At 35.1% G+C, this 23,886-nt stretch carries 27 protein-coding genes; 6 read left to right on the top strand and 21 right to left on the bottom strand.

Annotated elements, in window-relative coordinates:
- Positions 1-86: 86 nt before the first annotated feature.
- On the bottom strand, positions 87-911 hold the full coding sequence (locus ACI6MV_RS03520; RefSeq protein WP_407268552.1) for an aldo/keto reductase: 825 nt from the start codon (positions 909-911) through the stop codon (positions 87-89).
- Between the two features lie 400 nt (positions 912-1,311).
- Between ACI6MV_RS03520 and ACI6MV_RS03515 the strand changes: the two genes are divergently transcribed.
- A complete protein-coding gene (locus ACI6MV_RS03515; RefSeq protein WP_407268551.1) occupies positions 1,312-1,614 on the top strand; it encodes a winged helix-turn-helix transcriptional regulator in 303 nt (100 codons plus the stop codon).
- 41 nt (positions 1,615-1,655) lie between these two features.
- On the opposite strand, the gene ACI6MV_RS03510 is transcribed toward ACI6MV_RS03515, so the two are convergent.
- From ACI6MV_RS03510 to ACI6MV_RS03445, 14 genes are all read right to left on the bottom strand, one after another.
- Positions 1,656-3,038 carry a Glu/Leu/Phe/Val family dehydrogenase gene (locus ACI6MV_RS03510; RefSeq protein ID WP_407268550.1) on the bottom strand — a complete coding sequence of 461 codons (1,383 nt, stop codon included), beginning with the start codon at positions 3,036-3,038 and terminating at the stop codon, positions 1,656-1,658.
- 330 nt (positions 3,039-3,368) lie between these two features.
- Positions 3,369-3,839 (bottom strand): hypothetical protein, encoded by a 471-nt coding sequence (locus ACI6MV_RS03505; protein ID WP_407268549.1) that lies wholly within the window; start codon positions 3,837-3,839, stop codon positions 3,369-3,371.
- A gap of 148 nt (positions 3,840-3,987) precedes the next feature.
- Positions 3,988-4,362 carry a VOC family protein gene (locus ACI6MV_RS03500; RefSeq protein WP_407268548.1) on the bottom strand — a complete coding sequence of 125 codons (375 nt, stop codon included), beginning with the start codon at positions 4,360-4,362 and terminating at the stop codon, positions 3,988-3,990.
- Between the two features lie 202 nt (positions 4,363-4,564).
- Positions 4,565-4,756, bottom strand: a complete 192-nt coding sequence (locus tag ACI6MV_RS03495; protein WP_407268641.1) for a type II toxin-antitoxin system RelE family toxin — start codon at positions 4,754-4,756, stop codon at positions 4,565-4,567.
- A gap of 61 nt (positions 4,757-4,817) precedes the next feature.
- Positions 4,818-5,033 (bottom strand): hypothetical protein, encoded by a 216-nt coding sequence (locus ACI6MV_RS03490; protein WP_407268547.1) that lies wholly within the window; start codon positions 5,031-5,033, stop codon positions 4,818-4,820.
- A gap of 395 nt (positions 5,034-5,428) precedes the next feature.
- Positions 5,429-5,905 (bottom strand): P-loop NTPase family protein, encoded by a 477-nt coding sequence (locus tag ACI6MV_RS03485; protein WP_407268640.1) that lies wholly within the window; start codon positions 5,903-5,905, stop codon positions 5,429-5,431.
- Between the two features lie 150 nt (positions 5,906-6,055).
- Positions 6,056-6,577, bottom strand: a complete 522-nt coding sequence (locus ACI6MV_RS03480; RefSeq protein ID WP_407268546.1) for a hypothetical protein — start codon at positions 6,575-6,577, stop codon at positions 6,056-6,058.
- 751 nt (positions 6,578-7,328) lie between these two features.
- Positions 7,329-7,571 (bottom strand): hypothetical protein, encoded by a 243-nt coding sequence (locus tag ACI6MV_RS03475; RefSeq protein ID WP_407268545.1) that lies wholly within the window; start codon positions 7,569-7,571, stop codon positions 7,329-7,331.
- Between the two features lie 694 nt (positions 7,572-8,265).
- Positions 8,266-9,063 carry a TIGR00266 family protein gene (locus tag ACI6MV_RS03470; RefSeq protein WP_407268544.1) on the bottom strand — a complete coding sequence of 266 codons (798 nt, stop codon included), beginning with the start codon at positions 9,061-9,063 and terminating at the stop codon, positions 8,266-8,268.
- A 204-nt stretch (positions 9,064-9,267) separates the two neighbouring features.
- Entirely contained in the window at positions 9,268-10,125 is an 858-nt protein-coding gene (locus ACI6MV_RS03465; protein ID WP_407268543.1) for a metallophosphoesterase, read from the bottom strand.
- Positions 10,126-10,376: 251 nt separating this feature from the next.
- Complete coding sequence (locus ACI6MV_RS03460; RefSeq protein WP_407268541.1) at positions 10,377-10,547, bottom strand: hypothetical protein; 171 nt, start codon at positions 10,545-10,547, stop codon at positions 10,377-10,379.
- A 36-nt stretch (positions 10,548-10,583) separates the two neighbouring features.
- Positions 10,584-10,787 (bottom strand): hypothetical protein, encoded by a 204-nt coding sequence (locus ACI6MV_RS03455; protein WP_407268540.1) that lies wholly within the window; start codon positions 10,785-10,787, stop codon positions 10,584-10,586.
- Positions 10,788-10,912: 125 nt separating this feature from the next.
- Positions 10,913-11,542 carry a DUF1349 domain-containing protein gene (locus ACI6MV_RS03450; RefSeq protein WP_407268538.1) on the bottom strand — a complete coding sequence of 210 codons (630 nt, stop codon included), beginning with the start codon at positions 11,540-11,542 and terminating at the stop codon, positions 10,913-10,915.
- A gap of 261 nt (positions 11,543-11,803) precedes the next feature.
- Entirely contained in the window at positions 11,804-11,899 is a 96-nt protein-coding gene (locus ACI6MV_RS03445; protein WP_407268536.1) for a putative holin-like toxin, read from the bottom strand.
- A 310-nt stretch (positions 11,900-12,209) separates the two neighbouring features.
- On the opposite strand from ACI6MV_RS03445, the gene ACI6MV_RS03440 reads away from it, so the two are divergent.
- Complete coding sequence (locus tag ACI6MV_RS03440) at positions 12,210-12,494, top strand: DUF1292 domain-containing protein (RefSeq protein WP_407268534.1); 285 nt, start codon at positions 12,210-12,212, stop codon at positions 12,492-12,494.
- A 597-nt stretch (positions 12,495-13,091) separates the two neighbouring features.
- Here ACI6MV_RS03440 and ACI6MV_RS03435 read toward each other — a convergent pair.
- From ACI6MV_RS03435 to ACI6MV_RS03420, 4 genes are all read right to left on the bottom strand, one after another.
- Positions 13,092-14,660, bottom strand: coding sequence for a GNAT family N-acetyltransferase (locus tag ACI6MV_RS03435; protein WP_407268532.1), 1,569 nt, complete (start codon positions 14,658-14,660; stop codon positions 13,092-13,094).
- Positions 14,661-15,169: 509 nt separating this feature from the next.
- Positions 15,170-15,898, bottom strand: a complete 729-nt coding sequence (locus tag ACI6MV_RS03430) for a DsbA family oxidoreductase (RefSeq protein ID WP_407268530.1) — start codon at positions 15,896-15,898, stop codon at positions 15,170-15,172.
- Between the two features lie 808 nt (positions 15,899-16,706).
- A complete protein-coding gene (locus ACI6MV_RS03425; RefSeq protein WP_407268528.1) occupies positions 16,707-17,720 on the bottom strand; it encodes a hypothetical protein in 1,014 nt (337 codons plus the stop codon).
- On the bottom strand, positions 17,704-18,231 hold the full coding sequence (locus tag ACI6MV_RS03420; protein WP_407268526.1) for an RNA polymerase sigma factor: 528 nt from the start codon (positions 18,229-18,231) through the stop codon (positions 17,704-17,706). The genes ACI6MV_RS03425 and ACI6MV_RS03420 overlap by 17 nt, the downstream gene beginning before the upstream one ends.
- A 206-nt stretch (positions 18,232-18,437) precedes the next feature.
- Between ACI6MV_RS03420 and ACI6MV_RS03415 the strand changes: the two genes are divergently transcribed.
- Positions 18,438-19,007, top strand: coding sequence for a hypothetical protein (locus ACI6MV_RS03415; protein ID WP_407268524.1), 570 nt, complete (start codon positions 18,438-18,440; stop codon positions 19,005-19,007).
- Between the two features lie 69 nt (positions 19,008-19,076).
- Here the strand turns inward: ACI6MV_RS03415 and ACI6MV_RS03410 are convergent, their stop codons facing one another.
- Positions 19,077-19,613, bottom strand: coding sequence for a hypothetical protein (locus ACI6MV_RS03410; protein WP_407268522.1), 537 nt, complete (start codon positions 19,611-19,613; stop codon positions 19,077-19,079).
- An 82-nt stretch (positions 19,614-19,695) separates the two neighbouring features.
- Between ACI6MV_RS03410 and ACI6MV_RS03405 the strand changes: the two genes are divergently transcribed.
- The 3 genes from ACI6MV_RS03405 to ACI6MV_RS03395 all read left to right on the top strand — a co-directional run bounded on the left by ACI6MV_RS03405 (position 19,696) and on the right by ACI6MV_RS03395 (position 21,817).
- On the top strand, positions 19,696-20,286 hold the full coding sequence (locus ACI6MV_RS03405) for a TetR/AcrR family transcriptional regulator (RefSeq protein WP_407268521.1): 591 nt from the start codon (positions 19,696-19,698) through the stop codon (positions 20,284-20,286).
- Positions 20,287-20,715: 429 nt separating this feature from the next.
- Positions 20,716-21,393: a DsbA family protein gene (locus ACI6MV_RS03400; RefSeq protein ID WP_407268520.1), complete on the top strand. Its 678-nt coding sequence runs from the start codon at positions 20,716-20,718 to the stop codon at positions 21,391-21,393.
- Between the two features lie 4 nt (positions 21,394-21,397).
- Complete coding sequence (locus ACI6MV_RS03395; protein ID WP_407268519.1) at positions 21,398-21,817, top strand: disulfide oxidoreductase; 420 nt, start codon at positions 21,398-21,400, stop codon at positions 21,815-21,817.
- A 149-nt stretch (positions 21,818-21,966) separates the two neighbouring features.
- Here ACI6MV_RS03395 and ACI6MV_RS03390 read toward each other — a convergent pair whose 3' ends face one another.
- Positions 21,967-23,862, bottom strand: coding sequence for an LTA synthase family protein (locus ACI6MV_RS03390; RefSeq protein WP_407268518.1), 1,896 nt, complete (start codon positions 23,860-23,862; stop codon positions 21,967-21,969).
- Positions 23,863-23,886 lie beyond the last annotated feature (24 nt).

Raw genomic sequence — 23,886 nt, 5'->3', positions numbered from 1 at the left:
AAACTGAACCCGGTTTAAGGTCCCGACTTTAAGTTCTGATATTATTAATAGAAGCAAGGGGATGTTCCCCTTGCCTCACTGGTTTATTATCGTTTATTCATATCGTTCGGGTGTGCACCCTTACGTCGATTACGGTTAATTTCGTTAATTTGTGCCATGTCTTCCTCGGATAGTTCGAAATCAAACACATCGAAGTTTTCCTCAATTCTAGACGGTGTGACCGACTTTGGAATGACGATTGTGTTATTTTGCAAATGCCAGCGCAGCACAACTTGTGCAGCAGTTTTATTGCGATCTGCTGCTATACTTTTTATCACTTCATCTTGTAGCACTTCTCCACCTTGGTCAAGTGGACTCCATGCTTCAATGAAAATGTCATGCTTTGCGCCAAATTCTTTTAATTCATTTTGTGCAAGGTAGGGGTGACACTCAATTTGATTTAATACCGGCTTTACATCACATTCATCTAACAAACGTTGCAAATGCTCAATCTCAAAGTTACAAACTCCAATTGCTTTTACTTTCCCATCTTGATAAAGCTTTTCTAATGCTTTATATGTATCTACATAATCATCAAATTGCGGTGTAGGCCAGTGGATCAAGTATAGATCGACATAATCAAGACCTAATCTTTCCAGGCTTTCATCAAAAGCACGTAATGTATTTTCATAGCCTTGATCACTGTTCCAAACTTTCGTTGTAATAAATAATTCTTCACGAGGAACAGATGTTGCTTGAAGTGCTTCCCCGACACCTTTTTCATTCTTATATATCATTGCTGTATCAATCGATCTGTAGCCAACCTCAAGTGCTTTGGTAACTGCAGCAGTTGCTTCATCATCCTTCACTTGCCAAACACCGAATCCAAGTTGTGGCATTTTAACGCCATTATTCAATGTAACGTAATCCATTTTGACATATCTCCTTTAATTCGTTTTGATGTCACTTTGATGAAATTTTTATAAGTAGTAAATATACTCGTTCAAAGGGTATTATCCTTCTTTTTTATTGCTTCATACTATTATAAAAAATCCTTCATTGTTATTTTACAAAAGCTAGTTTAATATTTAAAGTAGTGAATTTTTTGTGATATAGTTATCTTTTTTTAACTTAGTTAAGAATACATTACTAACTTCCCTACAATATATAGTGGAATTGCACACAAGCTACATGGGCGAGCAACTTTTAACATAAGAACAAAATCAACTTATCTAACTTAGTTATTTTATAATTACCTTATTCGATTATACTTGATTGCATAGGGCAAATAATTTTGATTATATACCACATTTACTAGAGGAGTGAAATGTAATGCAAGTAATCCCTTGCTCTATTGAAAAAGTATTAGATATCATCGGAAATAAGTGGTCATTTCTCGTACTTAGAGAATTATACCCTGGAACAAAGCGATTTAACGAACTGCGCAGATCGATTGATGGCATTAGTCCGAACGCACTGACGAATACATTAAAACATCTCGAAAACAAAGGAATGATCAACCGAAATGCAATTCCAACTGTTCCTGTAACAGTCGAATACTCGGTAACAGAAAAGGGAGAATCGTTCCATAAAGTGTTAAAAGAAATGAAAAAGTGGGGAGCCGAATGGGGATAATCGCTTTGTTTGCGCGCTCCCTAGGCTCCCCAAAATGCATATTAATAAAGCTTGCCCTGACGATATAAAATTGTCGAAAGCTTCTTGACCGCGTGTATATAGCAATTCTGCCTTAATGGCAGTGGATCGTTAAAAAATTCTGGTAACACACTCTTAAAAGTGGCCGACATTTTGTCATAAAGAAGCTTGAACACCTGTTCTTCCTTATAAAACTGGGTTTCTCTCCCTTGAATCCATTCTAAATATGAAACAATCACACCACCAGCATTTGCTAGTATATCTGGAATAATTAATACACCTTGATTACTCAAGTACTTATCTGCATCCTGTGTAACAGGAGCATTGGCGCCTTCCACGATAATTCGCGCCTTAATATTTTTACAATTATCTTGATGAATTTGGTCTTCAAGCGCTGCCAAAAACAGCACATCAACATCTAGTTCTAATAAACCATCACGATCTTGAACCGTTGCTTTTATGTCCTCTGCTTCTAGTTCTTTCTCCGTTGTAGGAAGATCACCTTCATGTTGATTACTGTAATTAATCAAAGCTGGTATATCCAGACCCTCAGAATTATAAAGCGTTACATTTCGATCACTAACCGCCACGACTTTATTTTGAAGATACACACATTTGTGCGCTTCCAGTGCTGCTACCGAACCAACGTTACCAAAGCCTTGAACAGCGATAGTTAACGGTCGCTTACGATGTTCAAAAGCGGTCTTAACAAATGGATTACTTTTATTGTTATCCAAAAGATTTTTATTTTCTTCTATAAAATCATGAAGTAAATATCTGTATGCATAATAGACACCCTTACCAGTCGCTTCACGACGCCCTAACGACCCGCCATTCATGACACTTTTCCCGGTAAAACTACCACGGTACGTTTCCCCAGGATGAATCGATTTAAATTCAGCCATCATCCAATCCATTTCTCGCTCACTTGTACCGATATCTGGTGCCGGTATGTCCTTCTCTGTACCGAGTGTATCACTAAAATAGTGCACGTATTTCTTGCAAATTAAATTGAGCTCTTTTACACTATATTCTCTCGGGTTGATGACAACGCCACCTTTACCACCGCCAAATGGCACATCGTGGAGTGCATTTTTCAACGTCATTAATTTAGCTAAATTAACGACTTCATCTTCATTCACGGACTCATGAAAACGAATTCCTCCTTTATAGGGACCAAGCGTATTATTGTGCTGGACGCGAAAGGCAGGAATACGAACGACTTTGCCGTTATCTAAAGAAATACGGAGAAATGATTTGTTTACACGATTTGGTGTAGTAAGTATCGAAACTAATGATTGAAAAGCACGATCTCTTGTTTCGTCCTTTAGCCCTGGTAAAAACTGTTCACTTTCCATCAATTCACTCAAAGACTGCTGGATTACGGTTACCATTTTGTTTTTCATAAATTTCAAACCCCCACTATAAAGTTGTTGCCACTGAAACTAACCTTTGTACACATTCCCTTTATGTATAAGAAGTAATCGTATTTTTTATTATTGCCTATGTTAGTCAATTTCATAATACTGATTTTTAGCTATTCGCATCCGTGTATAGTCGGATTAAACCGTCTCCGAACTAAATACGGATGAAGATAGCTGTATAAGGTAATTATGAAATTGACTCATGTGAGTATAAATAAAACGTTGGATTATGGACTGGTAAGAAAAGCGCAGATTGTTGCTCAGAAACCTAGCGACTGGTAAGTGTAATTATTTACAGAACTATTACTACATTTATTTCTTATCAGTCTTGTCAGCAGAATGGACATTGATTGACGTATTTGCTTGTGTGGTATGGTCACTTCCCAAGGCTTGAACAGAAATATGGTCGTGGAGTACCCTATCACCGAAATCCCATTCAATAGACCATCCATCACTTCCATCTTTGTCGTACCCAATAAGTTCTCTCTCATCCCAAGTCCCTGTTCCTGTTTCAGAAATCCAAAATAGTATTGTTTCAACATTTTCAGCTTCCACAGAAATGATCATTGTATTAATATCTTCTGGAACAATATGCCAACCATTATTCATTTCTAAATCGGTATCAACTTTTAGAATTTGAGATTGATAATCTCTCTTATCTGGTTGAGTGGTTGAAGTATCTACACTTTCCACTGGTTGATTATCATCCTGAGTAATAGCAGCAGCTTCACTTTCTACGGGCTGATTATCCTGATCATTTTTACAAGCACTGAGAAACAGCATAACCAATAACAAAATTACTACTATTAATTTCCTTTACATATGTACCTCCAGTAAAATCTTTTAGTAAGTAGCCGGTCATATAATAACAGGTGCGAATATCCATCTTGAGATAATGCTACCCGTTAATGAGATAAGGTGATTTATCGTGTCACCAGTGTACTTGAAGTTTATTACCATTTGGATCATAAAAGTAGAAATAGGCGTGACCATTATCTACATGTATATCCTCAACCTTAACTTGATTATTAATTAAGTGTTGATGCAATTTTAATAGTTCCGAGCTTGTAAATCCGATACTAAAAGCTGATTCATTATTAACTGTAAAATGTGCAAAAGTTTCATCATCAGATGGAACTAAGATAAGTAAAAAAGGTCCTTCATTTACTTTTAAAATCGCAAATGGATCATCAGTAATGTTTAATAACTGAAACCCTAAAACATCTCTATACCATTGTGCAGACCGGTCTAAATCTTTTACAGGAATTCTAATATAATGTACTTGTTCAATAAATGAATTACTCATATGTACCTCTCCTTAATTTAATCTGGTACATCAAATAGTTCCCTATTTTATATACCCATCCCCTTTAACATAAAATTCGGAAAATTATAAAATCATGACTTAAGAAAAGAATTGCCAATAATATATGACCATTCTTTTGTTGAATTAAAGCATCCGTTCATTTAAGTCAATTATTAGTGGCCCTAACCTATTAATCCTGTATTTATTTATAAATGTTACCTCGGAAGTCAATATCTAATACATACAATATAACTTTTTCATCTTCAACCTTATAAATCATTCTGATATCACCAACTCTAAGTCTAAAAGTGACGCTGTACCCTTTCATCTTTTTGATGTCATTTTCTTTTCGATTATAAGGATCTTCTCCTAGGTGTAACAAAGCATCTTTTATTCTTTGTCTTGTAGGAATATCTTGTTTTTAAACAAACTTGGCTTTGTTTGAAGCTTTAATCTCAAACATCTAATTCATCCTTAAAAACATCTTCAAAAGAATGAAAATCTCCATTAATTGCCTCTTTAATTACTTTTTTCTCATCATTAGACGGCTCAACTTCTTCAAATTGTTCTTCATATTTTGTCAAAGTTTCAAGGATTTCTTTTACCTTTTCTAAGTTTCTTTCTGAAATATTGTCAATGATTTTGTACAGTTCTTCTCTTCTTACTGCCATAAGAATTCCTCCAGTACGCCTATTGTATTTCTTATAATCATAATGTCACATTATTGAGTTAGTTTCTTCTAGCTATTGTGTGAATGCGGTCAACATATGAATTGATTATTTTTTTCTTTTGAACGTACAAAGGAAATTCATATTAAATGTAAAGTTCTTACGAAATATGAACCCCTAGCTGCTTGTCCTAATCTTATTAAACATAAGTCACCCTTATATATAGTACGTGTTCAAAAAGGTGACGAATTAGCAGCAAGAAGGTCGAGGCGGTGAAATCTTGAGGACCGCATTGTAGGCTTTTCCTACATGAGGACCGGAAAGATGAACCAACGAAGAGATTCGCCGCTGATCATTTGGCACCTTTTTAAACAACCTCATATAGTATAGTTGAAGATCTAAATAAAATAATCAAGGACGTCTTCATTATCATCAACTTGAATTATTTTTTCTTTATATTCATTATCTCTAACAAAGTTTGATAAGAAATCATGATTATATTTTTTGTTCCATTCAATTAGTTCTATAATGCTCTCGAATGTTTCTTTTTTTGAAGATATAACACCGTTTTTTCTTTTCTCATACCTATGCCATATTCTTTTTTCTTGAATTTCAATTGGAGTAGTAAGGACAAATATTCTATCAGCTAATTTGAAACTAGGTGCTACCCACTTAAGATATACTCCCTCCAATATCCACAAAGGTTGTTCGACTATCTCTTTTAACTTATTATCTCTTTCAGTTAATGGAGCTTTTACTCCGTATTCGTTTGCATTATTATCCCAAAATATATTATCTAAATCAAAATGTGGTAAATTAAGCTCTTTGCTTAATCTTTCAGCTATAAATGACTTTCCACTACCTGCACCACCAATAATATGAATTCTAATGATAGCTCCCCCTCCACAGTTACTTTCTTATTAAACAATATATAAGCACTGGTCGTGGAACAAGCTGTCGCTGCCACCTGCTCAACTAATTACTCCAGTTAATGCAATAAGCAATGAATATTCTTAGATTCTTATTTAATGTAAGACATTTTCATTATTCCAAACGGTTGAATCAGCAATTTTAAAGTCTTTAATAAAACTTTGATAATAAAAATCGACACTTACACTTGACGATTCTATTCGACTCAGCATTTCTTTATCATCGGAAGTTAATATTATGTATCCATCACCTACATCATTTCCATCTAAATTTTCCTCTGTATCAATTGGTAAAGACACATTTCCACTATTAATTTGATGTGAAACTCTTACATTACTATCCATGAATTTTCCGTTTTTCTTTATGTTGTACTCGTCTAATTTCCACCCTTGGCTCCATGTAATATTTACTATATGTTGTTTTGGAAAAATAGGCTTTTTATCTAAGTCAACCGTAAAGAAAACCTGTACAACAGCTTCTTCATTATCATTAAATCCTATAGATGTTGCAACTACATCAAGTTCCGAATGTTGAGTTGGGGAGTTAATATATGCAGCTCCGTAACCTAACCCAATAGCCAACAAAACTATAGAAATATATATCATTATTTTCTTCACTGAATTCCCCCTGCAAATATTTTTCTTGCTAAATAATCCTGCCTCGAAAGTTTAATAGCTTTTCTTCACAAACTCTATGTTTATTTTAACATAAAATTACAATTACTTACTTTAGTCAATTTCATAATACTGATTTTTAGCTATCTTCATCCATATATAGTCGGATTAAACCGTCTCCGAAATATATGGATGAAGATAGCTGTATAAGGTAATTATGAAATTGACTCATGTGAGTATAAATAAAACGTTGGATTATGGACTGGTAAGATTAGCGCAGATTATCGCTCAGAAACCTAGCGACTGGAGCGAATCGACTGAGATAAAGAAATCACGCCCCCAAATCGGTGATATGTCGACGTTGGACGACAAGTCAGCACCTAGTCGACCTTCCATACAACTTGAATCAATGATGACTTATCTTAGGGAGATTCGTGAAGTTGCCTAGTTTTCTCGTGCTCAAAGCTAGACACATGCACAAATTTTAGTTCTTTCTTATTCAGTGAAAAAAGGATATCCTTACTGATATCTAAGCAGTTCCATTACTTTGGTGAAAAACTACTATAACAGTTAAAATATCAAAATAGAACGCACTATGTTTAGCACTATTAATGATAGTATTAAATGTATTGAAAAACGCTTGGCTCCTAAATATCCCAAGCGTTCTTTTTTTATTTTCTTACCCAACTAAAGTATTCGTCATTTTATGTGTAACTATTCACAAACTATATTAGAAAAAAATCCAACCTCTCCATTAAGACTGGATTCTCTTCTCAAGATTATTTATTTTCGTATCATGTTTACCAGTTTTCTCACTTAAATAATCAACATCATACAATATATTGTCAACCTTCTTAGATATTAAATGTAATGTTCCTTTAACATCATCCTGCTGACTTTTCTCTATACTATCAAGTCTGTTTAATACGTCTTTGAACTGCAAGTCCACTTTATCAAATCGTTCTAAGATGATTCTAAGCAACTGGTCATTATCCATTAAATCACCTCTTCAAATAATTATTTATATTATATCATAATATTATCTAATCACAGTTAGAAATTGATAATTTACCTGTTCCAGATTTCCTCCCGTTTGTTTAATAAAACGAATTATTCTAAACAATTCTCTAAGTAAGAAATTGCTTTTTCTATAATAGTTGTTTCCAAGCCGATATATCCTGTTTTTAGCACTTTTATAAACATGGATAATTATAAATGGGTATTCATTTATATCACTTTCATTAGTCATAAATGAACTAATTTTTTAAAAATCTTTAAAGATTCAACATGTATGATTTTATCTGGATAAGCTTCTTCTAAATCCTTGAAAATTTGTATAGTTTCCCCGTCTCCTTGAACAATTGAGATATAATATTTATGGGGTCTTGAATTCTCAAAAATAGATAAAGCGAACTTATAGCCTATGAAAATTATTGTACATAATAACAGTGTCCAAATAAAACCTCTTTTATAGCTAATTAATTTGTCTTTTATATTTCCTAATATGATGTATGTGAGTGAAGCAAAGACCAATAAAATATCCAGTAAACATTGATATATAAGAAAAAAACAACAGACCAAATCATATGCGATTTGGTCTGTTTTAAATGTTTCTCCACCGAAACGGAACTACTTATTAGTGATCGGATATCCTTTATTCTAGTTAGGTTCATAGTTTTAACAGCAGAAATTTATCTTCTATCTCCACCTAATATATCAAACAACCCTCCAGCAATACTGCCTTCCCCTTTGTCTCTACCTCCACCTTGAGGAGCTGCTGCAAAGACACGGCTTGCCAAGCGGCTAAATGGTAGAGATTGAACCCAAACTGTTCCTGGGCCTCTTAACGTAGCAAAAAACAGACCTTCTCCACCAAACATAGCGGTTTTAACACCGCCAACGAAATCTACATTATAGTCAACATCTTTTGTCAAAGCGACCAGACACCCTGTATCAACTTTGAGTGTTTCACCAGGCTCGAGTACTCGCTTATGCATCGTTCCCCCAGCGTGAATGAATGCCATTCCGTCACCTTCTAGCTTTTGCATGATAAAGCCTTCTCCACCAAAGAAACCTGTGCCAACTTTTTTCTGGAATTCAACACCAACGGCAACTCCTTTTGCCGCTGCCAGAAATGCATCCTTCTGACAGACTAACTTCCCGTCCAACTCACTTAAATCCATTGGAATAATTTTGCCTGGATATGGAGAAGCAAAAGAAACATGTTTTTTGCCGCTTCCTTCGTTTGTGAATGTCGTCATGAATAGACTCTCGCCAGTAATTACCCGTTTTCCCGCACCAATCAACTTACCCATTAACCCGCCTTTTTGCGCAGTACCATCACCAAAGATCGTCTCCATGCGAATGTTCTCATCCATCATCATTAAGCTTCCCGCTTCTGCAATTACCGTCTCATCCGGATCGAGCTCCACCTCAACAAACTGCATGTCATCTCCATAAAGCTTGTAATCAATCTCGTGATTATTCATTTTTCCCTCTCCATTTCTATAAGTAAAATGCCAAACGTAAAGAAGATACGGCATGGCCAAACAACACTAACTTAATTAAACCACGATTGTTACCGGTTGGATATTATACCTCCGTATAATTCTTCCTTATTTTACTTTGGAATTACGGAGAATAGACCTGCGATGAGAGCGAGTAATGATAATATCCTAGCGAACCTTGTTGTTCTAACTACTACCAGACTCCAATGTCAAAACAACAATCTCGGGACGATTGAATATTCGTAATGGAATGATACTATTTCCAAGCCCCCTATTTACAATCATCGTTGTTTGGCCCATCTTATGTTGACCTGCAGTATAGGTTGGGAAAAGTCCTTGGTTAGGCGCGACTACACCACCAACAAACGGAATTCTAAACTGACCACCGTGGGCATGTCCTGAGAAAACTACATCCATATTATAGTCAGCATACAAGGAAATCAGTTCTGGGCGATGTGATAATAAAATCGTGAAATCTGCTTCTTGTTCCACAGTTTCCATCGATGCTTTGATCGCTTCTTCTGCGACAGCATGTTCATCATACGATTCACCTGGGATTGCTGGATCATCAATCCCAATGAGTTGTACCTTATCTGTACCAATGCTTAACTCCTCAACCTCATTGCGCAGAACGTTTACACCCATGTCTTTTAACTTCATTTCTAATGTTTCATATTTCCCTGACCACCATTCATGATTACCAGTGACAAAATATACTGGAGCAATGTCCACTAGCTTTTCCATCAACTCAAGAGCAATTCTCTCATTATATTTTTCCGAATCTATCAAATCACCCGTTACCACAATCAGATCAGGAGTTTGCTTTTCAACTCTTTTCACTAGACGACTTTGATTCTTGCCAAAGGCTTTATTATGGAGGTCGGACAATTGAACAATCTTGTATCCATCAAAAGCTTGTGGAACCTCATCAGAACGATAATTGTACGTTGTTGTTACTAATGCATTGTTTTGGAAAAGACAAAAGCAAACGATCGCGATGCAAGCTATTAAAATATACACTACTCTTTTATGTGATTTTTTCATTTTGAAATCTCCTCAGGATTTTAATTTGTGAGTATTCATAAAAAGAATAGCATATGAACATATAAAGTTGTTTATAAAAATTATAATTTTTCTGAATCTTAATAATAGATTTAGGGGATTTCACAATGAAGATCAAGGAAGAAAAACGAAGAGTCTATTCCCTTCTCTCAGGGACGTAATCGATCGAGGCGGCTTCGAAATATTGGACCTATCTTTGAGAAGGAAATTTATATGCAGTCTTACACAACATCTCATTTCTTTTCTTTTTTACCATCCACGTACATTGCAAATGCAAGAATAAACAAGACCGTATGTAAAGCTAAAACAATTCCGTTCCACTGTCCTTCGAAAACGGTAATATTAATGAGCATGGAAAGCTGCATCATCACAATAATTAGCAAAAGAAATGTATTTATTTTCATATTGTTACCCTCCTAAGCTTGTGATGCTCCGGTGTGTTAAGTAAAGAAATAGATAAATATAATTAATGCAACTATAGATCCCAATATCGCCACAACATAAATTAATGATAGCTGTGTCACATTCTTCTTTGAACTTTTGTCATAATCGTCATCACTTTTGCCAGCTAATGCTAAAGTTAATACTAAGGCAACAATCGAGATAATAACAATGATCGTTATAGGCAAGGCCATATTAAACATATCAATCACCTACTTACCTGCAATTTTTTCACTTCTATAATAGCATGTATATTGCTTAGCAATCCACTTAGCATAATTTTATCATAGATATACTAGCTTGACAGATCCTCTATCTGGTCCTTTAATTAATAAACTTCAGTTGTGTCATCTATAGATTCGATTTTAATATACGCAAACTCCGCTTCATATCCCTCTCCCTGTGGACTGCATGCATAGATACCAACCTGCATATCGTTTGTTTCTTCCGATAGATGGGTTATTCTGATTTGACTCCATGAGATACTATCTAACGAGTAATCAACGTAAAAATTGTCATCTCTTCTTGTAATGCGGTAAAACAAGAAACTTTCTTCTATCACAAATTGCTGGCTTGACCAGTCCGAATAACCTTGATTTGTTACAACAACCCCCAATTTACTATTGCCATCAGGAATATGTTCGACGGACGTCTTTAACCATGTCTCACTCGAGAACCGAACCATTAATCCAGCTTGGTCGTATCTATGAATGGGTTTTGATTTCACCTTTGTCGTTAACCTAAAATCCCCATGCAAGTTATAATATAAAAAATGTCCATTATCAGCTTGAAAATCATAGTGTGTTTTTTGCCAAAAATCTGTTTGCGCATCCGTTTTTAAAATTAAACTTCGGCTTTCGGAATTAAGGTTCCACGCTGTTGGCTCATTCAACCATTGTAAACCATGATTTAGGTGTTTTTGGCTAAAATTTTCTAGCAATATTTGATGTTCAGTCATGACCACGCCTCCTCATTGTCCACATCCTAATTATCATAACAAAATATCCCGTCGAATAACTAATGATTTGCGGACTCAAACACCCCTCCCGTACTGTTTTCTATAATAGACATTCTATGGTATAATTTAGTTACTATATGAATAATACTAAACAGACCACAGCATCAACTGTGGTCTACAGATAAGCGGTTCCCCCAGAGGGATCGGCTATCGCTTTTGCAGTAGACCTCACCTAGAAACTTTGCGGGCTAATAGGGAGGTCTATTTTCTATTGATCAAAGTTACAATCAATGCGAGCAATGCAATCAAGAAAGTACCAAAACCAATCAGTACCATCAAACTCTCATACATACCCATAGGCATCCCCCCTTTTCAACGAGGTTAGCCAACCTGACCCTAAAAGAACATTACCTTAATAGATTATAACACACAAACGAACACACGTTCCATACATGCGTTCATATTTAGCAATTTGAAACCGTCAATGATTTTACAAAGTTATTTCTTTTTACTTACAGAGACTTCTAAATGTTCGAATTTGCACTAATTCTCAGCTATACTAGTGGTGTCATGCATTGAAACGAAAATAATCACTCAATCTGTATGATTTTGCTATTTTAAACAAAAACTAAATTTTGGATGTTAAAACAAGAGGAGGGGCAAGAAGATGGAAGTAGATAAAATTGAGGTTGGAGAAGTGTTTTCAATAAGTGATGACACAGAAGCTGAACAGCCTGTTGAAGTTCTAGCTAAGCTTACAATAGAAGGAACTGATTATGTGGCTGTAAGTTTTTTGGAAGATTTAAGTGAAGAAAATGAAGACGCTGATATTGATGTCTTTTTTCTTAAAATCGACGAGAATAATGAATTAGCCGCAGTCGAATCAGATGAGGAATTTGATAAAGTATCAGAAGCCTTCAACGCCATTTTAGATGAAGACGAGGAAGAATAGATATCCAAATCCTTCAACCAATTTCGTTTGGTTGAAGGATTTTTTTAAGGACAACGCCAGCAACTGTTCGTAATCTCGTATTGCTAATCATGGCAATAAGAAGTGCTGAGATGCACATTTTTTAAAAGAAAGATCTTTTCGTAAAGTTTGTGCTTTTTATTACATATTGGAAGTGATCCGTCGTAACGTATTGCTCTTGGTTTCTGCTCACACTTCTAGCTATACCAACAGCAGAGGAGCAAACCGGATTGAGCGGCCATATAAGCGCTTATTTCGCTTGAATTTTCAATTTCGATGATTTGACGGCCACCACAGCACTTATTTACCGATATCAACTCGTTGAAATAACAAATTCACCCAAATAAGTGCGCTGGTGGCCGCACAATTCTAATAATGCCTCATTTGTCACAGATAAGCGCACTGGTGGCCGTCATCGACTCATCGACCGCAGTACATGCCTTCTCTACAGCGTCTGTTTAGCACGATGTTACCTCGCATGCTAGCTATTTTACGCAAAAAAAATAATTTTAAAAAAAGCCAAAAAGAAAGACCTCAACATGTTATATCACCATGCTTGAGGTTCTTTTCATAATCTTCCTAATGCTTTATTGGCTTTACTTCTGTATCGAGGTTATTATATTTTACCTCGAATAGATCTCTACGTCTGTCACGTAATTGTCTGACCGTACCAGATTTCCGTTGACGTCTTAATATTTCAAGATCAACATCACCGACAACGACGGTTTCAATGTTCGGGTGACACTCGCCCACGATTCCATCTCTAGCAAATTCGAAATCTGATGGCGTGAAAATACCTGATTGTGCGTATTGAATATCCATGTTTTCCACTTGTGTTAAGTTACCAACTGTTCCAGCGATAACGGTGTATACTTGATTTTCCACCGCACGTGCTTGTGCACAGTAGCGCACACGTAAGTAGCCTTGACGATCATCGGTACAGAACGGAACAAATATGATATTAGCACCTTGATCAACCGCATATCTGGCAAGCTCAGGGAACTGGATATCATAACAAATTTGAATCGCAATTTTACCACAATCGGTATCAAATACTTTCACCGTATCTCCAGGCTGGATGCCCCACCATTTCCGCTCATTCGGCGTTACATGGATTTTATATTGCTTTTCAATCGTCCCGTCTCGGCGGAATAAGTAGGAAATATTATAAATATGGTCATCTTCCTCGACAAAGTGTGAACCACCAATGATATTCACATTATAGCTAACTGCTAGCTTCGTAAATAGTTCAATATAATCTTCCGTATATTCCGCTAGTTTACGAATGGATTTTGAAGGCACCTTTTCTTCCAAAAATGACATTAGCTGTGTCGTAAATATTTCTGGAAACACCGCAAAATCCGATCCGAAATCATAAGCAACATCAACATAATATTCTACTTGTTTAGCAAATTCCTCGAACGAGTCAATGTTCTTCATCATATATTGAATAACTGTTATTCGTACTGGATAAGCTGTTTTGAAATGACGCTTAGACTTCGCACGATAATCAATGTTATTCCATTCCATTAACGTCGCATATTTTAATGATTGCCGATCATCTGGCAAATACCCAGGGTTAATACGCATCACGGTAAATCCATTCATAATTTGGAACGTTAACACTGGATCATGAATGTTTTGACTGCTAACCTCTTCCACGTATTCCCGAGGCGTTAGTTCACTTTCATATTTATGATAATTAGGAATTCGTCCACCAATGATAATACTTTTTAAATTTAGCTCTCTTGCCAAATCCTTACGCGCTTCGTATAAACGCTTCCCAATCTTCATTCCACGAAACTCGGGATTAACCATGACTTCGATGCCGTACAAATTATAGCCTTCTGGATTATGATTGGTGATATATCCTTCATCGGTAATATCATCCCATGTATGCTTATCATCATATTCATCAAAGTTAACAATTAAGGCAGAGCAACTACCAATAATTTTGCCGTCATACTCCACACAAAATTGCCCTTCCGGAAAAATAGTCAAGTGACTTTCCAAATGCTTCCGCTTCCACGGCTCCATGTTAGGAAAACAGACCTTTTGCATCTCTAAAATCTGGTCAATGTCTTCCATTTGTATATTTCGTACTTCTAGCTTTTTTTCAAAGCTTGATAAATCCAATTTATCAGACATGCAATGATCTACCCTTTCTCAATAGTTCCAATGTAGTAGTTAGTGTATCCAGTTGCAAATAATTTAGAAACGTAACTCCGCACTTATAAGCACTTTTCTGTTACAGATTATTTTTATATTCCCTAAGAAACTGTTATAAAACTTGTGCTGATATTGCGACTTACTCTTCATTATATCAAATTTTGGCCGTTGGATTTGTTATTATGCTTTGGATGTGGAAGCAAGGAAATGGTTCTTCAGATAGATGTTTCAGAATATTCGCTTACTTTTTAGTATTCGTAATTCGAAACTAGCGAATCAACTAAATAGACTGCGCAAATGGCAGACAGATGGCGAAAACGATCAAACGTTAGAAAGTTCCTTTAAACAAAAAAGAAGATCCCTAATTAATCAGTAAAGATGTTCTCACAAACGAACACTTAACTTCTTCAAAATTAATTAAGGAACTCTTTTGATTACGACCTAATATATCCACTTCATAAAGAGCTGTCTATAATCAAGTCATCATATTATTTATCATCTTTAGACGGAACAGCACAACTGTCATCCGTACAAACACCGTCATCACCACTGGAAAGATCCTCAAACTGCGGCTTTGGATTTTCTTCTTGCCAGACTTTTTCTAAAGCACTAGTAAACGTTTCAATTGGCTGGGCACCAGAGATCGCATACTTGCTGTTTACTACAAAAAATGGAACACCACTAACGCCAATTTGTTGCGCCATCTGTACATCTGCGCGAACGTCATTCGCATACGCCGATTTTTCGTTCAACACTTCTAATGCTTTCTCACGGTCAATTCCAGATGCTTCTGCAATTTGCACTAATGTATCGATATCCCCAACATTCTTAGAGTCGGTAAAATATCCGTGCAACAGTTTTTCTGTAAGTTCGCTTTCTTTTCCAACTGTATTCGCGTATTTGGCTAGACGGTGGGCATCAAATGTGTTCGTTGGACGCATATTATCGTAGTTGTACTCTAGCCCGATCTCAGCTGCCTGTGCAATCAACCCTTTATTCATTTCACGTACTTGCGCTTCACTCGAACCGAATTTTTTCGCTAACGATTCATAAATGCCTACCTCAGTATAAGCTGGAGCATTTGGATCAAGCTCAAAGCTTTTAAATTCAACTTCTACATCTTCTTTATGAGGAAACGCATCAAGTGCCATTTCTAAACGTCGTTTTCCAATATAACAAAATGGACAAACAAAATCTGACCATACTTCTATTTTCATATAAAACACCTCTACTTGTTAGTTATTTGTATTTTATCATATGCATGTTGAGACTTGGCAAATCAGTTGCTCAGGGGAAGCAGGGGGACGGTTCTTGTGCTTCCCTCCTCATTAAGTGGCTTCGTAAAAGGTAGCCAAATCCACCAAACAATTTTGTATGGTGGATTTTTTTGATTTTTGATTGTTAAGTTTTCATGTAAAAAGCAAGCTTTCAGGTCCGTACTGTGGTCCATATTGGACCACAGTACGGACTGCAACATGGACCATAGTATGGACCACAGTATGGACCACAATGCGGACCCATTAATTAAACTAAAGAAATACTAAACAAAACAATTCATACTACAACAAGGTCATTATTTTTCACAATTTGAAGTTTTGATGTTGAGTATCTTTAAGGTTAAGAGCCAGAAATAGCCTTGCTTTTGTTTGAAAGATTTTTGTGTGCAAAAAATTAATCAACAACGGAGCAACTCTAAAAATAATCAATTTTTACATTTTTTATTTTTCTACATACTTTTACCTATTAAAATTGAAATTTACACAGATGGAAAACGAACTTTCTAAGTAACTTTAACAATTGTTTTCTCTTTTTCACGTTTAGACAAAACTAAAATTATGCGTAATAATAGTGAAAGTAAACAGAAATTAAACATCCTGCCGAGCTTTTCATCCTGAAGAAATGATTTAGTATAACTTTGTATCACGCAACAGAATTGTTATCAATTCAAAATCATAAGCTTCTAACAATCAACCAAGTCTATTCCACAGAATCATCTCTATTGTAGACGATCACTAGTCAATAGCTCTAACTTCCAGAACTTAATACTTCTAACAAACCACCGTCACTAGTGAAATTTATATGATTTATTTTCCCTTCACTATTCACACCCGCTCTTCCAGTTATTTGTACACGTTGTTGTTCGTCTCTCTCTTTATTGTAAATTACGTAAGCTGTGAAATCGTATGAACCTAAGATTCCTTCCTCCTCTGTAATTTCAATAAAATCAACTTGCAAATGATAGTTGTTATCGAATGCAGCTAATTGATAAGCTAACGCATAGTTGACTATATATTCGCTATACATATCTGCTGTGAAATACGAACTATATTTTCCTTCTAGATATTGTTCCAACCCTGTTGGAGACTTTGGTGTTTTCTGTTCATCTTTCCCAATAATTGTGTTATTTTCTGGTGCATCTAAAAGATCAATCAATTCTTGATCAGCATTTTCAAATTGTTGCATTAAGACTGTTTCAATTGTAGTGATGTTGTCATCTTTACTTTCAGGAAAAGTATCTGCATAAAATTGTGCAGCTTGACTATAATCACTAGTTTCATAAACAATCTCATTTGTGTCTACAAACAGATAATAAGGAACTTCTTCTTCAATAGTTATTTCAGGATAATCATTACGAAAGGTTTCGTGAGTCATCATTTTAATACCGATTGGATGATCTGCATTTCCTTCAATAAACTCTGGTACTCCAAAAGAATTAGTGTCATCAGGAATAATAACAACTACATTCATGGTAGCTTCTCCTTTTGCTAATAATGCTTCATATGGATTGGGGGCGGATTCTGTACTTTCAAAAATAACCTCAGTCACTATGAAGTATCCACCTATACAAAGCACCATAGCTATAACTGCAGTGGTTAAGATGTTGTTATATAATTTGAAAAAGCTACTTTTCTTCTCGGAAAGCTCCATACCTGCCTTCAGCTTGGTATAAACTTCTTCTTTATCAGCGTCCTTAAAATCAATTGTTCTGAATGATTCAAACGTTTGATCAAATTCATTCTTGTCATTGAATTGTTCCATGCTCATATCCCTCCTTTACCATTTGCTTTTTTAAAGCTGATAAAGCTCTGAACAATGTCGTTTTTACTTTACTTTCCTTCCAATTGAGCACCTCTGCAGTTTCTTGGATCGATAACTCTTGAATCTTTCGTAGAATAATAACCTCTTGATAAGAGCGTTTTAATTTTCTTAAAGAACGAAACAGTTGTGTTTGATCTTCTACTAGTTGGATAATACTCTCCGGACAACCATCAGGTGACGGTAAAGATCCAATTGATTCTACCAAAAATCGGATCGGCTTTCTTTTTCGCATATAATCAATCGCTACATTCCGTGCAATTCGATACAACCAATTCTTATCACTTGTCATGCCTTGAAAATCGCTATTACTGCTATATGCCTTTAGGAACGTATCATGGGTTAAATCCTTCGCTTGCTCATGATCACCAATCATCAATAAAATATATCTGTAAATAGGTGCACTATATATTTCGTACCACTCCAGTATTTGCTTTTTATAGTCTTCATCCATCAAACCACCTCTCCTTCCATTAAAGCACGACATTGTTGAATTTATTCTATTTATCTAAAATTACTTTCCCTAATGACGGATGAGTGTTGGAAAAGTTTCACCTGAATTATTGAATTTATATTCATTTATAGAAAATCCAGTTCTGTAGCCACTTTTTTACCTATTTGTTACACTTAATGGAGTATACAAAGATGGGAGAGAAATCCATGAGGAAAAAGCACATAATCTTTTTCTCCGTAGGTATCATTTCCGCACTATTAGTTATATTTTGGTATGATTATATGGTGACAGATCTCTCAGAAGTTATGAAGAGTGAGGATTACAATTATATCGGACCTGAGTGGAATGAGCAGCCGTTTGTCCCATTTGAATCTATTACAAGCGAGGAACTTCAAACCCTAGAAGAAAAGGAAACAATTAATCTATCCGAGGAGCACACTTTTTACCTTGATTCTACACTAGTAAGTTATAAGACGATGGAAGAATTAGAAGATAACATTGTACTGCGACTAGAAATCACACCTGAATTTTCAAAAGATAAATACGGCAATAGATACATTTTACCATCCATGATTGTCCAACAAGATGATGAATACACGTACGAAAAAATTCCATCCTTCGAAGCTGAAAATAGTACTGGTGCAGCTTTATTAATTGATATAGATAAAGTAGATTTCGGTGTTTATGACATAGTTATAGAAAAGGAATCGGTGTACAAAAGTATGAGGATCGATTTGTTTTTGCGGGATTATTATACACTTATAGTTGATAGGTGATTGCGATAGACCTCTCCTAGTCACTGGGTGGATAAATAGTGAGGTCTAGACAATGATAAAAGCAATGAATTAGGAAGCACTTTTTCTAGGAAATAAAGTATAACTAAAACTAATTATGCAATCTATTACTAAGATAACCGTCCATGTTTGTAATGTTCGTAGCAATACTTCTGTCTGTGAAGCATCATCGATATATAGTACGATTGCGACTAATATAGCTCCACCAATAACCCAAGCCAACACATGACGATACCATCCCTGCCGTTCCAGTTTCGCGTATTCCTTGCCATACTTTTTCCTCTTTTCCGGCTTTTCGCCATTAGCAAATCTATACGCAAAACGCTTATCCGCCCACTTAATCATTTGATGCCCAAAAGCTACACTTACACCGATATAAATGGCTGCTATTGCATGGACAGTGGATGCAACAGCGCCATTTTTCAAGTCAATCACAGTTGCAATTAGCAAGATAATATCCACAATTGGTGTACAAATAAGTAAAAAAGCACCGAGCTTTTTCCTTTTTAAAATATATCTAGCTACCAAACCTGCTATAACAAAAATCCAAAAACCAATCTCACACGCTACAATCAACCAACCAATCACAATAGCACTCCCCTTATGTAATACAACTGTATTAAATAGTAACAAATTTATTTATTTAGTACAAGTGTGTTAAAATATATTTATGCCAAAATTAATTGATCAAGAAAAACGAAAAATTCAAATCGCAGAAGCTACATGGAAAGTAATTGTTGAAGAAGGATTAGAGCACGCCAGTGTACGTAAGATTGCAAAGACTGCTGGATTGTCAGTCGGTTCGTTGCGCCACTACTTTTCCACGCAATCCGAATTGTTACTTTACTCGATGAATCTCGTTTCCGAACGCGTGAAGCAGCGTATAGAAAACACAAATTATCAAGGTGCTCCATTAGAAATGGTAACACTAGCAGTATCTGAATTGTTGCCAATAGACGAAGATAGAAGGATAGAAATGGAGGTGTGGTTTGTATTTTCTGCAAAAACCCTCGTTGATTCGAAGTTAAAAGCTACAAGTGAAAAAGTATACAGCGAGATGCATGATGGTTTTGCTAATATCATCGGTACCTTAGAATCTTACCACCTTACGAAGCATGGTCTTGATTTTGACACGGAGATTGATCGATTACATACCTTAGTCGACGGAATGGCCTTACATCATTTGTTGCACCCTAAGTTGTTTACCTATGAGAAAATGATTCACACGTTAAAGTATCATTTGCAGTCTATTTGTAAATGAGATTATTATTGAGTATATTAAACACCGCCAATTGTTAGGATGAGTAGCAATTGGGGTGTTTTTTTATCAAAAATTATATTAAAAGTAGCCGCCATTCGCATACCATCTAGGAGGACGGCGATGATGCCACATCCCCATGTTTAGCTTCTTCGGTATTGCGATATTTTTGTGTTAGCTTCATTATCGATTTTATTAATTATCACTTAACCTGAGTCTCTTTGAAAAGAGACTCAGGTTTTTATAAAACATATAAGCTCTATTATATGACGCAAACATTAAAGTGGATTTAACATAGACATGTCTAAGTTGTTTTGTTATCATCACATTAGCAATATCTAATATATCTGTCAAACTACCTCCCCATTTAAATCTATTAATAATAAGTTGGATGATTCACACACTAAAATTAGAATATAAAGAGGTGTTGAAATGCAAAGTAAAAGCTCGCCATTTAGATCTATTGTTATTTTCACTGTAATCATTATTGCATTGATAATTACATTGGTTGTAATAAATAACAATAAATCAGAATCTAATGGAATCGAGGAAATTGAAGAACAGCCCTCCATTGATGGGCAACCAACATTAGGTGATGCAGACGCACCTGTATCCGTAGTAGAGTTCGGAGATTTTAAATGTCCTGCATGTAAAGCTTGGGGAGAAAGTATTTTCCCTCAACTCGTAAGTGATTATGTGGATACAGGCAAGGTGAAATTTTCCTATATAAATGTATTATTTCACGGACAAGAATCAAATCTTGCTTCTCTTGCAGCTGAATCTGTTTATAAACTAAACCCAGATGCTTATTGGGAATTCCATAAAGCGCTTTTCAAAGAACAGCCGAGTGAAGATCATGATAGTTCATGGATTACAAATGAGAAGCTACTTGAAGTAGCAGAAACTATTCCTAATATTGATTCAGAACAATTGAAATCTGCTTTAAATAACCAATCAGAACTTGAAGAAGTTAACAAAGATACAACATTAGTTAATGCGTTTAATGTCAAACAAACCCCAACTATTATGGTCAATAACATAATAATTGAAAAACCATTTGATTATGAAGCAATAAAAAAAGCTATAGATCAAGCACTGGAAGGTAAGTAGTAATATGACTAATAACAAAAACCAGTCTTTACTCTATTTGGCATGGATTGTTTCCGTTATTGCTACTTTAGGTAGTTTGTATTTTAGTGAAATACGTGGTTTCGTTCCTTGTGAACTTTGTTGGTATCAACGTATATTGATGTATCCCTTATCATTAATCCTTGGAATAGCTACGTTTCAAAATGATTTGGCTGTTAAAAAATATGTGTTACCTCTCGCTTCAATTGGTTGGACTATTTCCCTTTTTCATTATATGGAACAGAAAATTCCTGGTTTTGCCGAGATAAAGCCATGTGCAAATGGTGTCCCATGTAGCGCTGAATATATTAATTGGCTTGGTTTTATTACTATACCATTTTTAGCATTTACTGCCTTTTCTCTTCTTATCAGTATTATGTTAATCATGAAACCCAAAAAATCATAACATTTGCGATTTGAAGCTAAGAAGATACATTTACTATAAAACATAAGTTGCAAAAAAACATAGCTATAATATAGCATCCCAATTCATGCAAGTAAAATAAAACAAATAAAATAGAATGAGGAAACAATTCCCTCATTCTATTTGTCATTCTATTTCATGAAATTAGCATACCTAAACAAATCACCATAGACAATTTCATCAGAATAGCTAAGTTCTTTTAGTATTTTCTCTTGTATAGGGCCACATGGATTTTCTGTTTCATTGTCTAGATCATTTTTATCCACTATTGTTTCTCCAGATTGACGATCGTAACAAACACCCTCTGTATATAAATAATTCTCACTTATGAAATCACCATTTCTTAATGCAACGAATCCTTTTCGGTCATTGATGAACAGGTTGTTTCCAAAATAAATATCTCTTTCATTTTTGATTCCCATTAGACTCAGCAAAGTTGGTTTAATATCTATTTGTCCCGCAACTCTAGAGATGACTTCACCTTTTCCACTTCCCGGAACATGAATAAACAAAGGAACGCGTTGTAATTGTACATGATCATACGGCGTAATTTGATCTTTACCTAGATACTGACTCATTGCTTTATTATGATTTTCACTAATTCCATAATGATCACCCATGATAACAATGATAGAATTCTCATATAGACCCGCATCTTTTAATTGTGCAAAGAATTGTTCAATTGCTTCATCAGTGTATCTTACTGTTGGAAAGTAATTATTAAGCGTTTGTGAATTAGAATCATAAGGCTCTATTGACCGATCTTCTTCATTCAATTCATAAGGAAAATGATTGGTTAAAGTTATGAATTTCGTATAAAATGGTTGACTTTTTGACTGCAAGTATTTAATAGATTGTTCAAAAAACGGCTTATCTTTTAGTCCCCAACCTATAGAGTTTTCTTCAGTTATTTGAAATGCTTGTTCACCATAATAACGGTCGTAACCTAAGCTTTTATACATTTCATCTCTGTTCCAAAAACTTTTGTTGTTCGCATGAAATACAGCAGAAGAATAATTAGCTTTTTCTTTTAAAATTTCTGGTAGTGCATTATATTCGTTTTGACTATGTGTAAAAAATGCTGCACCTCTTGGCAAAGGATATAGTGAATTTTCTGCTAAGAATTCTGAATCTGATGTTTTCCCCTGCATCGCTTGGTGATAAAAGTTATTAAAGTAAAATGTATCCTCATCTTCTACTAAACTATTTAAAAATGGCGTTATCTCCTTACCATTGACCTTGTTATTAATCACAAAATTCTGCAGAGATTCCGCCGAAATAAAAATGAGGTTCTTTCCTTTTGCTAACCCAAATAGTTCTGACTGTACATCACTTTGCTTATTATTCACATATTCTTTTATTTCTGTAAGTTGATTATCATCCGCAAACACACGCTGTGTTTTGACTTTAGTATTTAATGCAAGATCGTAAATATGATAATTGAATAAACCAATATTCTTGACAAGGTATTCACGATCAAATGCTCTAGTAAAAAGCTGTGGTCTCTCTATTTCAGCTAAAATGAAGTTACCTATTAATAATAAAAGTGATAGTGCTAAGGTCATTCTTTTTTTACGCTTAGAATAATCAACTGACATCGTATGTTGTTTTTTACCACTTAAATACCAGATAACAACAACATCTACAATTAGAATTAAATCGTACAATCGGATCAACGAAAATATGCTAGAACCTAAATCTCCCATATTATCGAGCTGAAACAACTGAGGGATTGTAATAAAATCAGTGAACGAACGATAAAAAACAAGATTGATATATAAAATAATTGTTCCAATTAATGAAGAATATCTTATGAACTTCATTTGTTGTGAATGCTTTTTATACCAAACGCTCAAGGAAAAAAACAAAAATGAAGATACAAATGGATTTATCAGTAGTATTAGTTCCTGCATGAAGTTGTCTAATTCAATATCAAACAGAAATCTATAAATTATATATGTCTTTATACCAAATAATATCGATCCTAAAACAAACAGTGGATTGTTTTTTATGTTATTATTATGCATCATTTGCCCCCCATCCAACAATAA

This window comes from Radiobacillus sp. PE A8.2 (assembly GCF_045635475.1).
GTDB lineage: Bacteria > Bacillota > Bacilli > Bacillales > Amphibacillaceae > JBJGXI01.
Note: the sequence above shows the minus strand (reverse complement) of the source record. Positions and strands in the feature narration are given on the sequence as shown.

Coding starts and splice junctions, on each gene's coding strand:
- ACI6MV_RS03520 (WP_407268552.1), bottom strand. CDS start 911: ATGGATTACGTTACATTGAATAATGGCGTTAAAATGCCACAACTTGGA.
- ACI6MV_RS03515 (WP_407268551.1), top strand. CDS start 1,312: ATGCAAGTAATCCCTTGCTCTATTGAAAAAGTATTAGATATCATCGGA.
- ACI6MV_RS03510 (WP_407268550.1), bottom strand. CDS start 3,038: ATGAAAAACAAAATGGTAACCGTAATCCAGCAGTCTTTGAGTGAATTG.
- ACI6MV_RS03505 (WP_407268549.1), bottom strand. CDS start 3,839: ATGCTGTTTCTCAGTGCTTGTAAAAATGATCAGGATAATCAGCCCGTA.
- ACI6MV_RS03500 (WP_407268548.1), bottom strand. CDS start 4,362: ATGAGTAATTCATTTATTGAACAAGTACATTATATTAGAATTCCTGTA.
- ACI6MV_RS03490 (WP_407268547.1), bottom strand. CDS start 5,033: ATGGCAGTAAGAAGAGAAGAACTGTACAAAATCATTGACAATATTTCA.
- ACI6MV_RS03475 (WP_407268545.1), bottom strand. CDS start 7,571: ATGGATAATGACCAGTTGCTTAGAATCATCTTAGAACGATTTGATAAA.
- ACI6MV_RS03470 (WP_407268544.1), bottom strand. CDS start 9,063: ATGAATAATCACGAGATTGATTACAAGCTTTATGGAGATGACATGCAG.
- ACI6MV_RS03465 (WP_407268543.1), bottom strand. CDS start 10,125: ATGAAAAAATCACATAAAAGAGTAGTGTATATTTTAATAGCTTGCATC.
- ACI6MV_RS03460 (WP_407268541.1), bottom strand. CDS start 10,547: ATGAAAATAAATACATTTCTTTTGCTAATTATTGTGATGATGCAGCTT.
- ACI6MV_RS03455 (WP_407268540.1), bottom strand. CDS start 10,787: ATGTTTAATATGGCCTTGCCTATAACGATCATTGTTATTATCTCGATT.
- ACI6MV_RS03450 (WP_407268538.1), bottom strand. CDS start 11,542: ATGACTGAACATCAAATATTGCTAGAAAATTTTAGCCAAAAACACCTA.
- ACI6MV_RS03445 (WP_407268536.1), bottom strand. CDS start 11,899: ATGGGTATGTATGAGAGTTTGATGGTACTGATTGGTTTTGGTACTTTC.
- ACI6MV_RS03440 (WP_407268534.1), top strand. CDS start 12,210: ATGGAAGTAGATAAAATTGAGGTTGGAGAAGTGTTTTCAATAAGTGAT.
- ACI6MV_RS03435 (WP_407268532.1), bottom strand. CDS start 14,660: ATGTCTGATAAATTGGATTTATCAAGCTTTGAAAAAAAGCTAGAAGTA.
- ACI6MV_RS03430 (WP_407268530.1), bottom strand. CDS start 15,898: ATGAAAATAGAAGTATGGTCAGATTTTGTTTGTCCATTTTGTTATATT.
- ACI6MV_RS03425 (WP_407268528.1), bottom strand. CDS start 17,720: ATGGAACAATTCAATGACAAGAATGAATTTGATCAAACGTTTGAATCA.
- ACI6MV_RS03420 (WP_407268526.1), bottom strand. CDS start 18,231: ATGGATGAAGACTATAAAAAGCAAATACTGGAGTGGTACGAAATATAT.
- ACI6MV_RS03415 (WP_407268524.1), top strand. CDS start 18,438: ATGAGGAAAAAGCACATAATCTTTTTCTCCGTAGGTATCATTTCCGCA.
- ACI6MV_RS03405 (WP_407268521.1), top strand. CDS start 19,696: ATGCCAAAATTAATTGATCAAGAAAAACGAAAAATTCAAATCGCAGAA.
- ACI6MV_RS03400 (WP_407268520.1), top strand. CDS start 20,716: ATGCAAAGTAAAAGCTCGCCATTTAGATCTATTGTTATTTTCACTGTA.
- ACI6MV_RS03395 (WP_407268519.1), top strand. CDS start 21,398: ATGACTAATAACAAAAACCAGTCTTTACTCTATTTGGCATGGATTGTT.
- ACI6MV_RS03390 (WP_407268518.1), bottom strand. CDS start 23,862: ATGCATAATAATAACATAAAAAACAATCCACTGTTTGTTTTAGGATCG.